Origin of the sequence: Enterococcus hirae ATCC 9790 (genome assembly GCF_000271405.2) — a bacterium.
GTDB classification, from domain to species: domain Bacteria; phylum Bacillota; class Bacilli; order Lactobacillales; family Enterococcaceae; genus Enterococcus_B; species Enterococcus_B hirae.
Window position 1 is genome coordinate 606286 of sequence record NC_018081.1, and the last position, 20362, is coordinate 626647.

Sequence of the window (20362 nt, forward strand, 5' to 3'; positions counted from 1 at the left end):
AAATCTGATTATTGCCCCGCTCTCTTTTTTATTACATTTTTAAAGCTACTTTCAAATGTTGTTTGCTATAATTAAAAAAAGGTCTTTAAGGAGAACTAAATAATGCTTTTAATTAAATTTATGTTTACTTTAATATATTATGGTAGTTTTATTTATACAGTCTACAAAGTCAGGCAGATCCAACAGGAGTATTCAGATATCATGGCTCTATATAAACAAGAAAGAGAGCGTACTTTTCCAAACCTAACTGAACAAGAACAAAAGAAACGAAAAAAAGCAATCTCACAATATTATGAAAAAAAGGATCCTTCTTTTGCTCTAAAAAGAAAATTTTCATTTATCATTTATGTTATTGTCTTTTTTATTTTGGAACGTGTTATTCACTACTTTTTCCCTATTGAAGACGTTCCTAAAAATTTGAATTATATAATTCCCTATTTGGGAATAGCCCTTACCATCAGTGCTGTTACAGGTTTTTACTTAATTAAATCCAAAAAAAAGGAACGCGAAATATTTAAACAGTATTTAATAGACCATCCCAAAAACGAATTACAATTTGTTTGGGTTTCAGAAAAACTTCAGGCAAGTTTTAGGCAAAATACAAATAAAAGATTTATAGTCCATCTTACACTAGGTATATTAATGATATTGTATCCTCTTTTTTCTTAGATGAGAGCATACATTAAATTGTTATTGCTTCCATCATATTCTTTGATTTGCGATACTCAATTTTATCATTACTCAATCGTTTTTTTCATGATTCTTTCTTCTTATCTCACATTTGTTTTTAGACAAAATAAAAACGACCTTAATCCAATAACTCATGGATTAAGCGTCGAATGTTTTACCACCAGCTGATGGTTCATTAAAAATAGAATTTTCTTTCGAAATATCTCGTGTAAAATTTTATCTACAACCGATTCATCGTTTTTTTCAAAACAGTTGCTCATAAGGACATCAGTAATTTGTCAAACTCATGAAAATTTTTTATTACTTTAGAAACAAAGATCATGCTCAGTTACTATCGGCTCATCGTTTACCAATTTTTTGCTCTTGATCTTTTATTTACTGGATCAACAGGGCGATCGCTTGATAAGGCCTTAGGGTCAATTCCTCTTGAATAAGAGTATTGGCATAATTGCTGATAAGCGGTTGGGCACTAGCAAATTCTTCTGGGATCGTTATGGTCGTTTCATTTTCGTAAAAATTAGTTAAAACCAATAATTTTTGTCCGTCTAATTGTCTTAAATAACCGTATACTTGAGGATGATCGGGTTCATAAGCTTGATAGTCCCCTGATGCAATTACAGGATATTGTTTTCGCAATTGAATCAATTTTTTGTAGTATGCGAAAATCGATTGTTCAGATGTACGTTCTTGTTCTACATTGATGACCTCATGATTTGCTGCTAAACCTAACCAAGGTGTTCCTGTGGTAAAGCCAGCTGTTTCATCACTTGTCCATTGCATCGGTGTCCGAGCGTTATCTCTGGATTTCGCCTTGATTCGCCGAAAAGCTTCTTCTTCCGAGAATGATTGGTTCAGCATTTCTTGGTAAGCATTTAAACTTTCTACATCGACGTAATCATCGATATGCTGAAAGTCTGGATCGATCATCCCAATTTCTTCCCCCATATAAATATAAGGCGTCCCACGATTCAAATGGATCATCGTCGCTAACATTTTAGCCCCTTCTGTGCGGTATTTATCAATTGCTACAAAGCGGTTGAGGGCTCTTGGCTGGTCGTGGTTATTTAAGAACAACGCATTCCAGCCATTTCCTTTACTCATCGCTTCGCCCCATGTATGGAACAGACTTTTTAAAGCTTCAAAATCAAAAGGTGGCGTACTCCATTTGTTTCCATTTTCGTAATCAACCTTCAAATGATGAAAATTGAACACCATCGAAAGCTCATTCCGACTTGGTTCCGTATACAAAATACAATTTTCAATCGTCGTTGAACTCATTTCTCCAACTGTGATGATTTCTGGATCTTGACCAAAAGTTTCCCGATTTAATCGTTGAAGATACGTATGAGTAATCGGCTTGTCAGTATATTCTGCTTTTCCTTGGTTCTCTGCATTATTTTTGAGTTCTTCATCTTTCCCGATTACGTTGATCACATCAAAGCGAAAGCCTTTGACCCCTTTAGACATCCAAAAACGAACAACTTTGAACAACTCTGCTTGAACTGCTTCATTTCGCCAATTTAAATCTGCTTGTGTTTGATCATAGAGATGTAAATAATACTTACCCGTATCTCCAAAAGGCGCCCATGCATTACCACCAAATTTAGATACCCAATCGGTTGGCTCATCTCTTAGAATAAAAAAATCTTGGTAAAAACGATCGCCAGCTAAAGCTTTTTGAAACCATTCATGTTCTATTGAGACATGGTTTAAAACCATATCAAGCATAATCTCTATATTATAGCTCTTTGCTTGTGTGACTAGTTCTTCAAATTCTTCCATCGTTCCAAATAGTGGATCAATCGCTACATAATCAGAAATATCATAGCCATTATCTTTTTGTGGACTCGGATAAATAGGGTTCAACCAAATCATATCGACCCCTAGTTCATGCAGATAAGGTAATTTTTCTTTGATCCCTTTTAAATCGCCAATCCCGTCACCATTACTATCACGATAAGATTTAGGATAAATTTGATAAACTACTTTCTCATTAAACGACATTCTCATTCGCCTCCAATCAGCTATTATTCCAACTTATATATACAAGTTTACAAATCCTATTATAAAGGAAAAGGAAGCGTTTATCAAGGACAGAGCTAAGTCCTCTAATAGGAAGACCTCACCCATTATAAACTGTCGCACATCCAACAAATTGGCATAACAAAACCTACGTATTATTTTCCCTATACCAAATTTTCTTTTCATCAACCAGTTACTTAATAAAAAAACTTCTTGCAAAAGTCTACTCAACTTTTAGCAAGAAGCTTTTTTTATTCGTTTGATTTCAAAGCATCAATCATATTGATATTTTTCAGCTTGAAGTGGGTCGCTATCATAACGATAACTGTAAATTCAATAGTCAAAACAGCAGAAAGAGCATATGCTTTCCAAGTGATCACTAAGGGGAAGATTACCGTCTCCATTGAAGCCTGTTGTAAAATAAAGTCAGTTAGGACGTAGCCGATGCCAAATCCACCTACAATACCAACTAAAGTAAAAATAATATTCTCCCTCACAATATACATCGTTACTTCTTTATCAAAAAAGCCTAGTACTTTGATCGTTGATAATTCCCGCACTCGTTCAGAAATATTGATATTGGTTAAATTATACAACACGATAAACGCTAACAGCCCTGATAAAACGACAAAAATCACAACGATTGAATCGAGGTTCGCAAGTGATTCTTCTTGGGTTTCCATTTGTTTCGAAACAAATGATGTATTTGTTACTGCATTGGTTCCCAATAGCTTTTCTGACAAAGCATTCTCTTGTTTTTTAGACATTGGGTCAGCTTGAACTAAATAAGCATTTGTAGAAGCTTCGTTTCCTGATACTTTTTGATAATAGGCAGGGCTCATATAAACAAAGTTTCCTAAATAGTTTTGAGCAATGGCTTTCACCGTAACCGATAACTCTTTTTGGTCATCCGTGTACAATGAAAGGCGGTCTCCTTCAGATACATCAAACAGTTCGGCAGCTTTTTGTGTGAGGACGATTCCTGAATCATTCAACTCCATGTTACGTCCTTTTAATGAGATCAAGTGAATAAACGGTGATAGACCTTTTGACGTTTCCGGTATGATCATCGTTACGCTTTGAGTCGCTTGTCCTTGTTGCCGAAGCTCGATCGTTTGCATGTTTACTGCTAGCAAATCAGTAATTTTCGGATCGGATTCTAACTGTTCCTTTGCTTTTGTTTCACTGTTTTCTGTTTCTCCATCTAAAGTGACAATTGCTTGGTAATTCGTAATTGGGCCAAATTGTTTATCAGAAACAGAGCTTAAAGAGTCTTTCAATCCTACGCCTGCTACCATTAAACCAGCACAACCAGCAATCCCAACGATTGCCATAAACATTCTGGATTTATAACGGAACAGATTTCGATAACTGATTTTCTGATTAAAGCTTAATCTTGACCACAGTGGTGTGATATATTCCAATAATATTCTTTTGCCTGGTTTTGGCGCTTTGGGTTGTAATAAAGCTGCCGGTCTTTCTCTTAAATCTTTGAATAATACGATCATTGCTGCACCAAATGCAGCGATAAAAAACGCCACTGCCGCTTGTAAAATCGGAGACCAATCATAAAAAATGACTGCTGATCCGATATCATAGCGTTCATTCGATAGTTCAAAAATAATTCTTGGTAATAGATTGGTTCCTAAGACGGTTCCTAAAATAATTCCTAGACCAGAAGCTAAACTTGCATAAATAGCATATTTTTTTGCAATTTCAAATTTAGTATAGCCTAATGCTTTCAACGTACCGATTTCTCGTCGGTTTTCTTCGACCATCCGTGTCATCGTCGTAAAAGTGATCAATGCTGCAATAAAGAAGAAGAAAACAGGAAAAACATTAGCAATGGCTGCGATCCGTTCAGCTAAATCACCAAATTCTTGAAAACCCACATTATCTGAACGCTCTTGGAAACGATAGGTTGGTTTTTCCAAACGATTGATCTTTTCTTCATTTTCGGTAATTTGGGCCTGTGCATCATTCAGTTTTTCTTGTTGTTCAGCGACTTGCTTTTCTTGCTCAGCTAGCTGTGCTTCTTGCGTAGCTAGTTCATTAGTTGCTACTGTTCGTTGTACTTCAGGCAATTGTTCGATCATTGAACGTTGTTGCTCTAGTTGGGCTCTGGCAGCTGCCAATTGACTTTGTGCCAGACTAATTTGTTCTTGACCAGCACTCACCTTTTCTTTTTCTGGTTGTAAAGACTCCTTAGCTTGTTCCCTTAGTTCAGTTAAACGTGCAGCTGGTCGATCTTGAAAAAGTTTCTCCACGCTTTTTTGGTTTTGTGCCATTTTGTCCCGATATTCTTTACTATAAGTATCAAAGGATGAAACATTTTTAAACGTTAAGTAAATAACCGATTGAATGTCTGTGTTAAATTCTGTTTCAGGTAAATAAACAAAATAATCGATCGTGCCGTTCCCGACATTGGCAAAACCACGTTCTAAATTATTGATGAAAAGTGGCGATCGTACAAATCCAACAATTTGATAGTCTTTCTTTTTCACGTTGTCAGAATCGATCTTATACGTTTCGCCTATTTTATAGCCTAGACTTTTTGCTTTTTCATCTAGTACGAGTTCGTCTTTATTCTTTGGTAAATGCCCATCTACTACTTCTAAAAGGTTTTGTTTATTTGATTTTTTATAAGAAAAAACTTGCACAACTTCGTTTTTACTTGAGCTGGAATAATAAAATTGTTTTCCCGTTTCCAGTTGTGCATCAGGGATTTTTTCGGCTCTAGTTACGTCTTGTTCCGTTAAACCACCAGTTGAAATGATTTGTAAATCCGATAGATTGCCTTTTTCAACATAGTGATCCATCGTTTTTTGCATAACCGGCCCCGCCGTTTTAACGCCTACGAATAACAAGGTCCCTAGCAAAATGATCAATACAATGGCAATAAATCTGCCTTTCGATTGTTTGATTTCTCTAGCACTTGCTTTAAGATATGTTTTTGTTTTCATAGCCCCTCCTTACCACACAATCTCATCAATGGTTGAAGGATGATCGTTTGTTTCAATCGAACGGACTTTCGCATCGTTGATATGGATGACACGATCAGCAATCGGTGCTAAGGCAGAATTATGAGTAATGATCAACACCGTATTTCCATGTTCTCTACTCGCATTTTGTAATAACTTCAACACCTGTTTCCCTGTTTCAAAATCCAACGCACCTGTTGGTTCATCACATAGAAGTAATTTCGGATTTTTTGCTAATGCTCGAGCAATGGAAACACGCTGCTGTTCTCCTCCTGAAAGCTGTGAAGGAAAATTGTCCAGCCGATGTGCCAGACCTACTTGTGTCAATACCTCCACTGGATCTAACGCATCTGGTGAAACTTCTGTTGCCAACTCGACATTTTCTTTTGCTGTTAAATTCGGTACCAAATTATAAAATTGAAATACAAATCCGACATCTGTTCGACGATAGGCGGTCAATTGTTTATCGTTGAACTGAGCGATGTCTGTCTGATCAATGATGATTTGCCCTTCATCTGGCTTATCCATCCCGCCTAATATATTAAGAACTGTTGACTTCCCTGCACCACTTGGACCAAGTATAATGACTAGTTCTCCTTTTTTGATCGCAAATGAAATATTATCATTTGCGGTAATCGTTGTTTCTCCCATTTTGTACCGTTTACATTCGTTGATTACTTCTACATAGCTCATCCTTCTTCTCTCATCTCCATCTCTTTACGAATAAAGTCGCTACTTTTTATTTTACCATTGAAATGAATCAGACTAAAGATTTGATAGACGATTCATTGACAAATACAGAAATTATGTTTTACTTACATGGAAAACGATCTATTCATTGAAAGAAGGAAAACCCATGACTACTACAAAATCACCTATTCCACTCGAATTAGCAAAAACAGCTTTTTTACCAATCGATCTCCAAAAAGGAATTGTGAATTCTGGGCAATTATTCCCTTATGATGCAACCACCATCCTCTCAAACAATCAACTGATTGCTGAGCAGTTAAAGCATACACCTGCTTGGAATATACTAGTCAATGTCGATATTACCAGCTTTCAGTATTTGAGTGCTAAAAATGACCGAGCACAAGCAGGTGCTTTTTATACCCCCCTTAAAGAATTTACTGATTTATTACTTGAACCTACCACCAAAGGAACACAAAACACACTCACGATCACTAAACATAATCCAAGTGCTTTTTTTGGAACGTCTTTAGATGCCCAACTTCGTCGAAGAAAGATCGATACGCTCATTCTTTCAGGTGTAGCAACTTCAAACGGTGTCTATGCCACCGCTTTAGATGCTTTTCAACATGGTTACCATGTTATTGTTATCGAAGATGGTTGTAGTGATCGAGATCTAGAACTTCATACGCTCTTTTTTGAAAAAATGTTTCCAAAAACAGCACGAGTGCGTACAACCAAAGAAATCCTTCAAGCAATCGAAGAAGCCAGATAAAGGAACCAAACACGCCTTGTTTTTCATTTACATTGCTGGTTTTCCATGGGAAAATAAAAGTAACCGTCAGATAGGAGTATCAGAATGAAGAAAAAGAAAATAACGATTAAAGACGTGGCAAAACATTCTGGTGTTTCCATTGCCACTGTTTCATTGATTTTAAATGGTAATGAAGAAAAATTCAGCGCTAAAACAGTTGAAAAAGTGCTTGCTTCAAAAGACATTCTCGGCTATCAACCTGACTATGTCGCTCGCCAAATGATTACGAAAGAAACAAAAACGATCGGTGTCCTCGTGCCGGATATCACCAACCCTTTTTTTAATACGCTAATGCGTGGAATTGAAGATGTGTTATACAAACAAAACTTCGTGACGATTTTTGTAACGCTGATTCTGACCATCAAAAAGAAATTGAGTATTTAGCCGAATTAGCACGACGAGGAGTCGATGGGTTTATCATAGCTACTTCCGCTGTTTCGACTACAGCAATCAATGAAAATCTCAAGAAACAAAATCGACCTTTTATTGTGTTGGATCAAAAAAAGGCTGAAGGATTTAGTGATGCGATCAGCACAGATGATTTTCGTGGAGGATACTTGGCTGGTACACACTTACTTCATTTAGGTCACCAATCCATTGCGCTCGTTTATCCACAAAATCCCCCTGAAAACGTCTATCGTAGGATCGAGGGTTTTAAACATGCACTAGATTTTTATCAGCTCTCGCACGACAATTTATTGTTACTACCTACTCATTTTTCTAAAAATGGTGGGTACCAGGTCGTTCCAACGATTCTTAATTCCTCTGCGACCGCAATCTTTGCCTTAAACGACGAGCTCGCTTTTGGTATTTATCGTGGGTTGGAAGAACATGGAAAGAAAATCCCCGAAGATTATAGTGTGATTGGATACGATAATGTGGATATGTGTGAATATGTCAAACCAAAATTAACGACGATCGCTCAACCAATTTTTGAATTAGGACAATCTGCTGCTCAATTATTATTAGCCCGTATCCAGTCGCCTGAAAAAGAATGGAGCGAAAAATTATTACCAGTAGAATTGAAAAAAAGAGCTTCAACTAAGCGTGTAAGTAGCATTTGTGAATAAATTATGAAGAAAAAATAAAACATGATGAAGTATTTTTGTGTTTTATTTTTTTTGTTTTTTACGGTCGTTATTTTTACAAATATTTTGTAGAAATCTATCTCCTTTGGTACAATTTAAGTAGTATGACCATTTCCCCCAAATTTGTTCTCCCCCAACAAATTAATGGCATGCAGAATAATTAAAATATTAAAGCGAAGCGACTTATTAGAAAAAAGAATCGTAGCTTATTAATCAAAAAAATCAGATCTTTGTTATGTATTAACAACAGTTGCATGAGCATAGAGACTCGTCACAAGCAAAAAGAAAAGGAGTACCGCATATGAACAAAAATAAAGCAATACGCCTACTTGCTGCATCTTGGCTGATTGCTCCAACGATTTTATCGACTCAAGCTGTTTTTGCAACAGAAAACCAACCAACAACTACAAGTAGCTCACTTGTTTCGGGAAGTGATTCTGTAACTTCAACAGCATCAAGTACAGACACAACTGAATCGTCCACCACAGATTCATCAGCCACAACTGGCTCAACGGGTGAATCATCAACCACTGATTCATCAACGACTGAAACAGGTGAATCAACTGAGAAACCTGCGGAAGAAGTTGCGACACATACACTGACAGTTAATCCCGAATTACTGGGGAAAATTAAGCTGTCTGTTATCAGTAGCGCCCCTCGAGAAGAAAAAGAGTTGACCATCCAACCTAATGGCACGGTCAGTGGGTTGAAAGAAGGAACGAAAGTGTTCTATGAAATCACCCCTCCTAAAGGTGAAAAATTACTTTCTTTCCAAGTAAATGGTGCCCAAGAAGTGAATTATCAAAAAAGATTCTTTGTCGTTGGTGTAATGGATCTATCATTGACTGCTTCATTCAACACACCAACTGTTCCATCTGAAGACTCTTCTACTCAGGATACGACTAATTCAGCTGGAAATACTCAAGATTCTTCTCAAACGACAAAACCTAATGATACAACGAAACCTAGCACAGATAAAAATAAACCAACTGATAGTTCAAAAGAACAATCGAAACCGTCAACGTCAACCAGTAACGATTCAGTTGTTTCAGCGAATACCAATAATTCTTCCAATCACCAAATAAATGACAAAAATAAAGGTCAACAGGCAGGAATTGAAAATCCTGTAGACGGGTCCTCCGATTTTGTCAGCAAAACACCGATTGAAACAACTTTACCAACAAACACGACAGCAGTTCAAAAAGAAATCGTGAAAGAAGCCTATAAATATTTAGGCAGACCCTACGTTTGGGGAGCAAAAGGACCAAGTACATTTGACTGTTCGGGTTTAGCTTATTATGTTTACATGAAAGCTACTGGTCATTATATCGGTGGATGGACAGGTGAACAACAATACGCTGGAACACAGATTCCAATAGATCAAGCACAACCAGGTGACTTAGTATTCTGGGGACCTTCCTCAGGTGTCACTCACCACGTTGGGATTTATATTGGTAATGGACAATTTATTCATGCCCCTCAACCAGGTGACAAAGTTCGGATTACTTCAATTGCTGATTTCAGACCAGATTTTGCAGTACGTGTCAATATCGCAGGTCTACCAAGCGTGACTGATCAACTGAAAAACCAGTCGATTTTAGATGGTTTAAATGATTCATTCAACTTTACAAAAAATCAAACAACGGATCAGTTTTTGAAAAAAATTGCTACAAGCGCGCAAGAAATTGGTCAAAAAGAAGGCATTTACGCTTCTGTTATGATGGCTCAAGCGATTTTAGAAAGTGGTTCTGGCAATAGTTTGTTGGCAAGTGAACCAAACTATAATCTGTTTGGCATAAAAGGAACTTATGAAGGAAAAAGTGTTTTGTTCAATACTTTGGAACAAGACAGCAACGGTGCAAATTACCAAATCCATGCAACCTTCCGTAAATACCCTTCTTATAAAGAAAGCTTAGAAGACTATGCGAAATTGATCAAAGGCGGGTTGTCCAATAACAAAGATTTCTACAAACCAACTTGGAAATCTGAAGCCAAAAGTTATAAAGAGGCAACGAAGTATCTGGAAGGCCGCTATGCTACAGATAAACAATACGCCAAAAAATTGAATGCGATCATTGAATCGTATGATTTAACTAAATACGATGAACCGAAAAAAGAAGATAATAAAGAAACCAAAGTTAAAAACGTTTCAAAACCTTTGGTAGTACCTGTGTCTTGGGATAAAAATGAGATGTCGCTAGTTGACGTAGACACTTGGTCTTTAAAAACAATTACGAAAAAACCAGAATATCTTTCTACAATGAAAACACCAAATTACTGGGAATTGTACTTGCAACTATCTGCCAGAGAAATTCCAAAAACGACTGTCATTAAAGTCAAAGCCGATACCATTCCTTTATTGAAAAACTTAGCGATCATCCATCCATCGTGGAGTAGATTAACTTAAAAAAAGCTATGACAGAAGTGTCTAGCTCTGAAAACAAGTCGGAGAAGAGGTTGAGACAAGTTTTGTCTCAGTCTCTTCTCCGGCTTATTCATGTTTAGAGTGAACGTGTGATGTCTCAGATGTTTCTTGTTTTAGCGTACACAAAAAGCACACAACCTTGTAAGATTCAAGTAACGAACAAAAATCAAAGGAGTGTGCCTTTTGTTTAACTATTGGATCGTCCATCAAACCACTTCAGTAATCCATATGGAACAATTTATTCCTCCAGAAGCTGATATTGCCTAGTTCAATACCTCAGATGAACCAATGCTTCTTTTTCGTCTCTTTAACAAGTGCTATCGATGAAACCAACCAATTTCACCTATTTAGAGTATTTTTATTTCTCTCTTTTCAAAACAATACTTGTATATAACCAAACAGTCAATACATAGTAAATAAAGTACATGACAAAGAAAATTCCGAATGGTATCAACACATCACGATATGGATCATTCATTAAAAATTCAAATAGTCTTAAACCAAATAAGACATGGATCGCTCCTAAAATACCAGGCGCTAAGAATAAAACACCAATTTCTCGTCGAATCGATTGTCTTAATAAGCCACGAGTCGTACCGATTTTTTCTAACATCGTATATCGACCAATGTCACTCTTACTACCTGAAAGAATCTTAAACATCAAGCAACTTGCTAACATCGCTAAGAACGCAATTCCTAGGAAGAAGCCCATAAATTCCATCCCTGAGAAAATACCATTCACTTGTTGATACATTTCATATTTTTGTCCACTCATGGCTTGGTAATCTTTCAACTCTGGATTGACTTGATTATTTTCTTTTACTAATGTTTCGATACCTGATAAACTTGCTTCAAAATCTTTGACTGTAATTAATTGTAACGTTGTTTCTGGCAACGCTAATTGATCGAATTCACTTGCACGAACTAATTTTATTCCCTTCGCTTGTTGCGTAGGTAATTCGTTTTGTCTTAATGTCTCTTGCAAATCACTTGAATTTGCGATTTCTTCAGCAGTTGCTGTCTTTACTTTGTTATCCGCAAAAGTGTTCCCACTATATGCAATATATCTAAGCGGCTCTTTTTCCCATTCATCATAATTGTAATAAACGTATTGTTCATCTTCTTTTTGGGCATAGATGTTATTTGACGTTGGATTTAGTTCTCTGACTTTTCCTTGGTCAATCTTTTGTGCATTGTTTAGAACTAAATCATAAGCGTTTGATGAATTGGTCAATGCGGAGATTTGATTTCTGAATCCTAAACCAACCGTTAACGCTCCTAAAGCTAAAGCAAATAAGATCGCTACCATTGAAAGCATTTGCGTATAGTCCCGAATCCTAAAGCTTAATTGTGATAAGGTAAAGTTGTTCAACTTTTTCAATGAGATACCTTCTGATTTTTTCAGTAAAGACAAGAAGAAAATAATCACTGAATGGAAAATGAAATAGGTTCCCAGACAAATCGTTACGAGAGAAATCCCTAAACCAGACAATCCAATACGTGCAATTTCTGATAGAACGTAATAACCAACGCCTAATAAAACAACCCCTAATACAACTTCAAGTAAAAATAAAAATTTATTTTGTTTCATTCGTGTTGGTGTAGCTTCCGCACGAATCAATGTAAGAATTGGCTTTTTCACAATTGAAAAAGCATTGGTGATTGCTGCTAATAAAAACAAAACAGCAAAAAAGAAAAGAGTGATCAGAATACCCTTTACACTAAATGGTGTAAAATGTGTAATTGAAATGTTTAATTGTTCAACGAGTATTCGTTCCACAATACTTGTTAGCCCTACACCAATCGCAGAGCCAACGACGGTCGCCGTTGCACCCACAACAAATGTTTCGGTAAAAATCATTTGTGCAATTTTTCTGCCCTTAGCCCCTAACATCATAAACATTGCATAATCTTTCTGACGCATCGCCATTAAAAATGAATTAGCATAAAGGATGTATACAAAAGTAATGATTGCTAATAATACCGAGCCAAAATGAAAAATTAAAACAGTTGATCCAACGGTAGAATTACTTTCTAAAAACGCTTCATTGCTTGCGATTGACTCGAACATATAAAAAATAGCTGAAGTCATAACCAAACCTGAAAATAAAACAATATAATCTCTTAAACGCCCTTTAATCCCAGTAAGCGATAATTTCCAAAGCATGTTTTTTCCTCCCCTTACTGTTCTAGATTTCCTAAGATCGTTAAAATATGACGATAAAACTCATCACGGCTTTGTTCGCCACGTTTGACTTCTTCGTGGATACCGCCATCTTTGATAAATAAGATTCGTTCACAGTAGCTAGCAGAAAACGGATCATGTGTTACTAATAGAATTGAAACATCATCTTTTTGATTCAATTCTTTCATCGTATCTAGCAAATCACGCGCACTCTTAGAATCTAAAGCTCCAGTCGGTTCATCACCTAATAAGATCGTTGGTTGTGTAACCAAGGCACGAGCTGCTGCTACCCGTTGTTTTTGACCACCTGAAATCTCAGAAGGATAACTTCCCATGATATGAGAAATCGATAAACGTTCTGCTACTGCTTTGACCCGTCGCTTGATTTCTTTAGGTTTAACGCCTTGTAAGGAAAGTGGTACTGCAATGTTTTCTTGTGCAGTTAAGTTTTCTAGTAAATTAAAATCTTGGAAAATAAAGCCAATCTCTTTCGCACGAAAGTCTGCTAATTGGTTTCCTTTTAACTTTGTTACATCGTTTTGATTGATTCGGATATTTCCGTCTGTGGGTTTGTCTAATGTAGATAAAATATTTAACAACGTTGATTTACCAGATCCAGAAGCCCCCATGATTCCGATAAATTCTCCTTTTTCTACTGTAAAGCTAATCCCACTTAAGGCTTGTGTCTTCTTCTCATTATTCTTACCGTAGATTTTTGTTACATTTTGAACCTCAACAATTTTTTCCATTTTCATCTATCCTTTACTTAGTTTTTCTTGTGCTAACTTAGGTATATCGTTTTGTTTAACTTCTTCATAAGAAGTGACACCTTTTTTTCATTCCATGTAATCTCTAAATAGGCTCCTTTTCTTAAAGGACGCGGTTTTTGTCCATTAAATGTTAATATTTTTTCACTTCCCTTTTCATCATATCCGGGAAGAGTATATTTATATTGGATGGTTATTTCATTACGATTATCTTTTATTTCCTCTTTTTCTCCATCTGTCGTAATTTTGACATAGTAGCTATCGCCACCCATGATCATTCGATCCGCAATTTTTAGGCCCCCAAAGATAAAAACTACCGAACCTAATACCAACGCTGCAATGGAAATGCCAATCCCGACCAGTAGTTTCTTCATTTCCTCTCCTTCTTTCACATATGATAGGGCAATTATAAAAAAAAGACCGTATTTTACCTTTGATTTAGCTGTCAAATATCTTTCAATATTGTCATTTATCTATCACAAAGCAAAAGAGTGATCCGCAAGCTTGAATCGAATCGTTTTTTATTTAGATAATAGTTTGATGAATTTTATAAAAAGAAGTTGAGATAAAAGTGTTTAGCATCAAGAAATAAGAAGGAATTTCCGAAAACTGCTTCTCAAATTTTTTGAAGATGCCGCTTTGATCTTACCGTGAACAAGAGGTCAGCTCTTTGAACGCCGTGAATCAGAGGTCGTGAAAACATCGGGTAGCTCTGATGACAATAAGAAAGAATTTTTTGAAACAGCTTCTCATGTTTTGAAAAATTCAGGCTTATTTCAAGGAGCTGATGTTTGAACACCGTTTAAAGCAAGAGGCTGTGAAAGAAGCGTTCAACTCCGAGCGAATAAGAGAGGATTTTTTAAAATAGCTCCTCATATTTTAGAAAATCATCGCTTATTGTTGAGGAGTTGCTTCTTGAACACCGTTTATTCGTTTTTAGAAATACTAAAAAAGACTGAGTTTTGGCTCAGTCTCTGACTACTCTACTGTTCTATTATAGAAAAAATACAGTTGAAAAATTCGTTACAATCATACGATATTTACTCAATAATGGCTATTTTTCTTTCACTGTCCCTGTATTAATGACTGGTTGTGTTCCTTTATCTGTAATAATCGAAACAAGTAGGTTATTGATCAATTGGACTTTCCGATCATCTGTGAAATTGATTTCTTGTCCTGTTTCAATTTGTTCCAATGCCATTTGTGTCATCGTAACTGCTCCTTCAACGATCGTTTGCCGAGCAGATAAAATAGCTTTTGCTTGTTGTCTTTGTAACATTGCACTAGCAATCTCAGTCGCATAAGCTAGATGATTCAATCTCGTTTCAATCACCTCGACCCCAGCAACAGATAACCGCTCTTGTAGCTCGTTGGCTAATTCATCAGAGATGGCAGTCGTATTGCCTCGCAAAGTCAAATCTTCTTCATTGAAAGTATCATAAGGGTATTGGCTGGCAATATGACGAATCGCTGTCTCACTTTGAATCTCAACAAAATCTTGGTAATACGCCACATCGAACAACGCCTTAGCCGTGTCAACAACTTTAAAGACTACGACGGCAGATATTTCGATGGGATTGCCGTCTAGATCGTTCACCTTTAAAACCGAACTGTTAAAATTTCGTACTTTTAAAGATAAGTTGATTTTTTGTGCAAACGGAATCGTTAAGAAAAACCCACTTTCTCGTATCGTCCCAATGTACTGTCCAAAAAACAAAATAACTTTTGCTTGGTTGGGACTAACAACCGTTGCGGAGCTTAGTAGTGCAATAGCAATCAACCAACAAACGAAACCCATGACCGTCTGGAAGATCGCTCCACTTGTCATGCCAAAATAGAATAAGAAGCCGCCGATACCAACTAATAACACCAAACCGATCAATCCAATATACCCATTTACATAAACCGCTTTCTTTTCACTCATCACTTATTTCCTTTCTTAGACCATTCCTACATGATTGGTTTCTTTCTAATCCGTGCCATCACTCCCTCTAATTCTAATTCCTTATCTTCTGTGATATACCAACCACTCACTTGTGGTCCTCCGGAAGTTTGGGGTAGATATTCTAACCTTGTGCGTACCCAATGTTTTTCTTCAGTAAAATAATCTTCCACTAAAATCTCTAAATCAATTCCTGCAGAAAGAATCAAATTCTCTCGAACTGATTTGAACACAAAACGCTCTTTTTCTTCGTCGTACTTTAAGATCCCTGTATCTAAAATCGGCAAAGAGTAATAGTCTAATTCCCTCTTTACTTTCAATAAATGATGGAATACTTCATTGTAAACTTGTTCTAATTGCCGACCTTCTGAGTTATTCGGGTAATCGATCATCACACGTTCTTTTTTTGTATCATAATATTTATGATTAAGTTCCGTGAGATAATTATGTAATTTTGTTATTTCTAACTGTAGCTCTTCTCGTTTCGCTTCATCTATTCTCATCTATTTTTCCACCTTATTATCTCAGCTGTGTTTTCTCTATTTTCTCTTATTTTACTACAGATTTGTAAGTTAAGCGATGAAAAAAATCGTTATTCCCCATGATACTGCCCGATGTCTTAGCATCCTAACAGTCATGTCTGTTATATTAGCTAACCTATCCGAGATAAAAGATGTAAAATCGTTATCTAAATGTGAATAAACTGTTATTCGAAAAAAACTTTTACGTGGATCATCATCCATAATCAACGACCGTCATTCAAAATCTTTTGAAAAAAATCGCTTAATCAAAAAATCGAAAAGTTCCAAAAATAGTTGCACCTATCTTTGAACCTCTTCGATTTATTTCTCTTTACTTACTCTTAATGACAGACTTTATCCTTTTTAAACATCATATTGATGGTTTTCGTCAGCTATCACCACACTGCTATCATAACCAGTGATTTTTATATTGTTTTCTCCTTTGATCACTGTTTTGATTGGTAATTCTTCATTATTTTTTGTGACAGTTGACATCCCTAATAGATCAATATCTAATCCAATCTCTCCATTATCAAGAAAGTCTACATAGCAATTTTCTAACATAACTGTTCCTTGGGTATTTTTGAATCCATTTAAGAATAGATTCCCATACTTGGCATTCAATTCGATGTTTGAAATATCTGAATTATCAATATTTACATAACTTTGCACAGAATTTACTTTGACTTTTTTTCCATCAACTTTATTAAATGTAATGTATCCACCATTATTTGTAACGGAAACATTCTCACTCACTACGTCATTTAATAAAAGTTGTCCTTGCTCTCCTTCTAACACAAGTTGATCTAAAGGAAGTTCGCTAGGAACTGTCAGAGTGATTTTGGATGTGTTATTCATTACATGAAACAAGACGTTTTGTTCACGACCATTTCCGTTAATCGTCAAAGTATCTCCTTTAGTAGTGACTTGAGGTTTACTTGCTTTTTCATACGTAGAGTTAACTTCAAAATTTTTGCCACGTTTGATCTCAACTTGTTGGTATTGTGCATTGACCACTATTTTGTTGATTTTTTCTTTTGTCGATATCACTTGTGAGTCATGGTTCATTTCGACCAATTGAGGGCCATTTTCCCAAGCAAGGCTTCGGTGCGTCCCAAACGCATAGGTTGTCCCGGCAAGTAAGCCACCACTAACCATCAAGCCTAGACCAGCCATTAAAAAATATTTTAATTTCATCTTCACACCTCTTTTTCTTATAACTTCGACGAATGAATCGCACGTCTCGTTACAAAACGACGTCCAACCCACTTCACAAAATTCATCATCATTTTAAATATCCATTTTGTCATTTTCAGAAGGAGCGGCGCACAGAAGACGACAGTTCCGGTAGCGAATAGCCCTAATCCAACGTAAAATAATCCACTTTCTATCGACTGCCCCAACACACCAATACCCGCAACAACTGAAAATAATCCAAGCCCTAAAACAGTAATACAACCGACATAACCACCTACCAGCAAAGCGACTAATAGACATAATAACCCCACGATCACTGCAACAAAACCAATCGCCAAAGGAATCAACAGAGGGGAGGCACATAAGCCAATCATGATCATCCAAATCAATCGAATTTGTCGTTTAGAACTTCTTGGGTTGACTTCATCTGTTGCTGAATCATCTTGTTCAGAGAAATAATTGATTTTCAATTTAAGCGCAAACTGTTTAGGCGTACCATATTCTTCAATGATTTGATCAATTGTTTTGCCAGAATCTAAAAAATATTCTTCATAATATTGAATCAAATCGAATCGGTCATCTTCAGGAATCTCTTGGATTTCCTCTATTACCTCATCTAAATATTCATTCATGTTTATTATCCTCCAATAATCGATTTAAGGAATCTCGAAAGACGATCCACTCATCAATAATATCTTCTAACCGATTATACCCCGCTGGTGTTAATTGATAATATCGACGATTTCTTCCTTCAAAGGGTTCATCATAAGTATCTAAAAATCCTTCTTTTTTTAACCTTCTTAAGACGGGATACATCGTTGACTCACTTACCGACAGGCTTTCCTGTACGATTTTAGTCAACGCATAGCCATACATATCTTCTTTACTCAATGCAGCTAATACCGTGCCATCAAGTAATATCGTTGGAACTTGGATGTGCATTCCTTCACCTTCTTTTATACAATATCTTCTTTCACAACATATTATACTACATATAATATTGTTTTAAAATATAAATGTTGATTATTTTAAATAAAACAGCATAATACTCAGATCTAAAATCTATAAATAACGACCCGAAATCAATTGTTGCTTCAGATTATTAGAGTTGAGCCATTTGAGAAAGACAAAAACATACTAAGATGAGTGGGCAAGATATTCGACAGAATACCTTACCCACTCATCTTAGTATGTTTCTTTTATAACGTAATTGATCTGGTTTTAGTTCATAATAAAACAATTGAACAGAACAACTACTTCATCATTAAAGTTTAGCTTTTTATTTTTTCAAGCTGATCACAGCTGTGGTTCCTACCTCAGGAATGCTGTTATAGCGTATCGTACCCTCATGCAATTCAAGGATTTTTTTTACCAAAGACAATCCCAAGCCATTGCCAGCCATCTGACGGCTTGTGTCTCCTTGATAAAATTTTTCAAAAATGCGATTTTGAGTTTCTTCGTTCATCCCTACACCTGAATCCGTTACTTCCAATAAAATATCTGTAGCATTTTGAGTCAAACGAATTTCGATCTTGCCATCAGGTTGATTATACTTGATCGCATTATCCATGATATTCAACCACACCTGGTATAAAAATTCTTCGTTTCCCTCATAAAAGACCGTATCCAAATCGATATGCAACTTCAACCCTTCCCATTTAGGTTGCAAAAACACGATGACTTCTCGTATTTGTTCATCTAAACGAAATTTATGCTTTTCGATTTTGACACTTTGGTTTTCTAACTTATTTAGTTTCAAGATATTTTCAGTCAACTGTGAGAGCTGAGTAATATTTTCAATCAATCGTTGCAAAAACACTTGCTTCTCTTCTTCTGGAATATCTGGTGCTTGTAACAATTGGACATAGCCTTGGATCGTCGCTAGTGGTGTTTTAAACTCATGTGAAACACTCGAAACAAAATCATTTCTTAGCGTTTCGATGCTATTGAGTTCTTGGACCATCACGTTGAAATCTTTATATAACTGTTGGACTTCTGCGACTTTGGGAGGTTCCTCCATTCGAATAGAAAAATCACCTGTAGCTACTTTACTCATATTTTTACGTAGTTCACTGATTGGCTTCAAGATCCTATGACCGACAAAGCCAGAGATTACCGTGCCGACGATCATGCTAAAAAAAGCAAAAACGAATAACGGATAGAGTGTTGGTCTTTCAGATGGCGTAACGTTTTGATGAGAAAGCAAAAAAATAAAGCCTAAGAAGCACAGTAGAGTCACTAATATTGAAACAAACACAATGCTAGCAAAGTAGATCCACAGTTGAGAGTATAATTTCTTTTTCATCTTTTGACCTCCGCTTTATACCCGAGTCCTCTAACGGTGATGAGCTGAAAATCTTCACTTGCTTCAAAACGTGTCCTTAATCGTTTGATATGTACATCGATCGTTCGTTCTTCTGTATTTGTATCCAACCCCCAAATATCGTCCATCAATTGTTGTCTCGTAAAAATCTTATTCGGGTAAGCTAACAGTTTGTAAAGCAAAAGAAATTCTTTCTGAGGCAGCACACTAACCTTTTCATTTTGTCTCACTTCATACGTTTCCTGATCTAAGGTAGTATTTCCAATGTTCAATTGATTACTATGATTGATTTTTGCTCGCTTTAATAACGCTTCCACACGTAAAACCATTTCATTGACATCTACGGGTTTCGTCATGTAATCATCCGTTCCTAACTGGAAACCGCGTTTTTTATCTTCAAAATCGGCTTTAGCCGTGATCATCAGCACAGGAAGCTCTATTTTCCCATCTCGTAAACTTTCCAACAATTCATAACCATCCATCTCAGGCATCATGATATCGGTAATAATCAATTCTACATGAAAATTTTCCAATCGTGCTAGTGCTTCTGTTCCACTACTAGCTGTGACTACCGAAAACCCAGCATGTTCTAATACTGAACGATAAAGCAATTGTAAATTTTCATCATCTTCTACTACTAATATACGGTTCATTTTATTCCCTCGATTTTTTGAAAAATTTCTTGTTTCTTTCTGATTGTTCATATTGAGTTAACATTCA

15 protein-coding genes and 2 pseudogenes are annotated in these 20362 nt (G+C 36.2%); 4 read left to right on the forward strand and 13 right to left on the reverse strand.

Annotated features, from left to right (window positions below; translation table 11 throughout):
• The first annotated feature begins 102 nt into the window (after positions 1–102).
• Complete coding sequence (locus EHR_RS02980; RefSeq protein ID WP_010736945.1) at positions 103–669, forward strand: hypothetical protein; 567 nt, start codon at positions 103–105, stop codon at positions 667–669.
• 396 nt (positions 670–1065) lie between these two features.
• On the opposite strand, the gene treC is transcribed toward EHR_RS02980, so the two are convergent.
• The 3 genes from treC to EHR_RS02995 form a co-directional block, all read right to left on the reverse strand.
• The gene (gene treC, locus EHR_RS02985) at positions 1066–2694 is read right to left on the reverse strand and encodes an alpha,alpha-phosphotrehalase (RefSeq protein ID WP_010736944.1); all 1629 of its coding nucleotides are present in this window, start codon (positions 2692–2694) and stop codon (positions 1066–1068) included.
• Between the two features lie 269 nt (positions 2695–2963).
• The gene (locus EHR_RS02990) at positions 2964–5675 is read right to left on the reverse strand and encodes an ABC transporter permease (protein ID WP_010736943.1); all 2712 of its coding nucleotides are present in this window, start codon (positions 5673–5675) and stop codon (positions 2964–2966) included.
• Positions 5676–5684: 9 nt separating this feature from the next.
• Positions 5685–6386 (reverse strand): ABC transporter ATP-binding protein, encoded by a 702-nt coding sequence (locus EHR_RS02995; protein WP_010720230.1) that lies wholly within the window; start codon positions 6384–6386, stop codon positions 5685–5687.
• A 163-nt stretch (positions 6387–6549) separates the two neighbouring features.
• On the opposite strand from EHR_RS02995, the gene EHR_RS03000 reads away from it, so the two are divergent.
• The 3 genes and pseudogenes from EHR_RS03000 to EHR_RS03010 all read left to right on the forward strand — a co-directional run bounded on the left by EHR_RS03000 (position 6550) and on the right by EHR_RS03010 (position 10689).
• Positions 6550–7155 (forward strand): cysteine hydrolase family protein, encoded by a 606-nt coding sequence (locus EHR_RS03000; RefSeq protein ID WP_010736942.1) that lies wholly within the window; start codon positions 6550–6552, stop codon positions 7153–7155.
• Between the two features lie 84 nt (positions 7156–7239).
• A pseudogene (gene rbsR, locus EHR_RS03005) lies at positions 7240–8264 on the forward strand (ribose utilization transcriptional repressor RbsR).
• A gap of 319 nt (positions 8265–8583) precedes the next feature.
• The gene (locus EHR_RS03010) at positions 8584–10689 is read left to right on the forward strand and encodes a glucosaminidase domain-containing protein (protein WP_010736941.1); all 2106 of its coding nucleotides are present in this window, start codon (positions 8584–8586) and stop codon (positions 10687–10689) included.
• A 376-nt stretch (positions 10690–11065) separates the two neighbouring features.
• On the opposite strand, the gene EHR_RS03015 is transcribed toward EHR_RS03010, so the two are convergent.
• The 10 genes and pseudogenes from EHR_RS03015 to EHR_RS03060 form a co-directional block, all read right to left on the reverse strand.
• Entirely contained in the window at positions 11066–12874 is a 1809-nt protein-coding gene (locus EHR_RS03015; protein WP_010736940.1) for an FtsX-like permease family protein, read from the reverse strand.
• A 14-nt stretch (positions 12875–12888) separates the two neighbouring features.
• Positions 12889–13641: an ABC transporter ATP-binding protein gene (locus tag EHR_RS03020; protein WP_010720235.1), complete on the reverse strand. Its 753-nt coding sequence runs from the start codon at positions 13639–13641 to the stop codon at positions 12889–12891.
• Positions 13642–13647: 6 nt separating this feature from the next.
• Positions 13648–14033, reverse strand: a pseudogene (locus EHR_RS03025) (YxeA family protein).
• A gap of 680 nt (positions 14034–14713) precedes the next feature.
• Positions 14714–15583 (reverse strand): SPFH domain-containing protein, encoded by an 870-nt coding sequence (locus tag EHR_RS03030; RefSeq protein ID WP_010736938.1) that lies wholly within the window; start codon positions 15581–15583, stop codon positions 14714–14716.
• Between the two features lie 26 nt (positions 15584–15609).
• Positions 15610–16104 carry a DUF5348 domain-containing protein gene (locus tag EHR_RS03035; protein ID WP_010720238.1) on the reverse strand — a complete coding sequence of 165 codons (495 nt, stop codon included), beginning with the start codon at positions 16102–16104 and terminating at the stop codon, positions 15610–15612.
• A gap of 381 nt (positions 16105–16485) precedes the next feature.
• Complete coding sequence (locus EHR_RS03040) at positions 16486–17319, reverse strand: DUF4097 family beta strand repeat-containing protein (protein ID WP_010736937.1); 834 nt, start codon at positions 17317–17319, stop codon at positions 16486–16488.
• A gap of 17 nt (positions 17320–17336) precedes the next feature.
• Positions 17337–17951 carry a DUF1700 domain-containing protein gene (locus tag EHR_RS03045; RefSeq protein ID WP_010736936.1) on the reverse strand — a complete coding sequence of 205 codons (615 nt, stop codon included), beginning with the start codon at positions 17949–17951 and terminating at the stop codon, positions 17337–17339.
• Positions 17944–18261: a PadR family transcriptional regulator gene (locus EHR_RS03050; protein ID WP_010736935.1), complete on the reverse strand. Its 318-nt coding sequence runs from the start codon at positions 18259–18261 to the stop codon at positions 17944–17946. Before EHR_RS03050 ends, EHR_RS03045 begins: the two co-directional genes overlap by 8 nt.
• Before the next feature lie 337 nt (positions 18262–18598).
• Positions 18599–19624 (reverse strand): HAMP domain-containing sensor histidine kinase, encoded by a 1026-nt coding sequence (locus EHR_RS03055; RefSeq protein WP_010736934.1) that lies wholly within the window; start codon positions 19622–19624, stop codon positions 18599–18601.
• Positions 19621–20295, reverse strand: coding sequence for a response regulator transcription factor (locus EHR_RS03060; RefSeq protein ID WP_010736933.1), 675 nt, complete (start codon positions 20293–20295; stop codon positions 19621–19623). The genes EHR_RS03055 and EHR_RS03060 overlap by 4 nt, the downstream gene beginning before the upstream one ends.
• Positions 20296–20362: the final 67 nt, after the last annotated feature.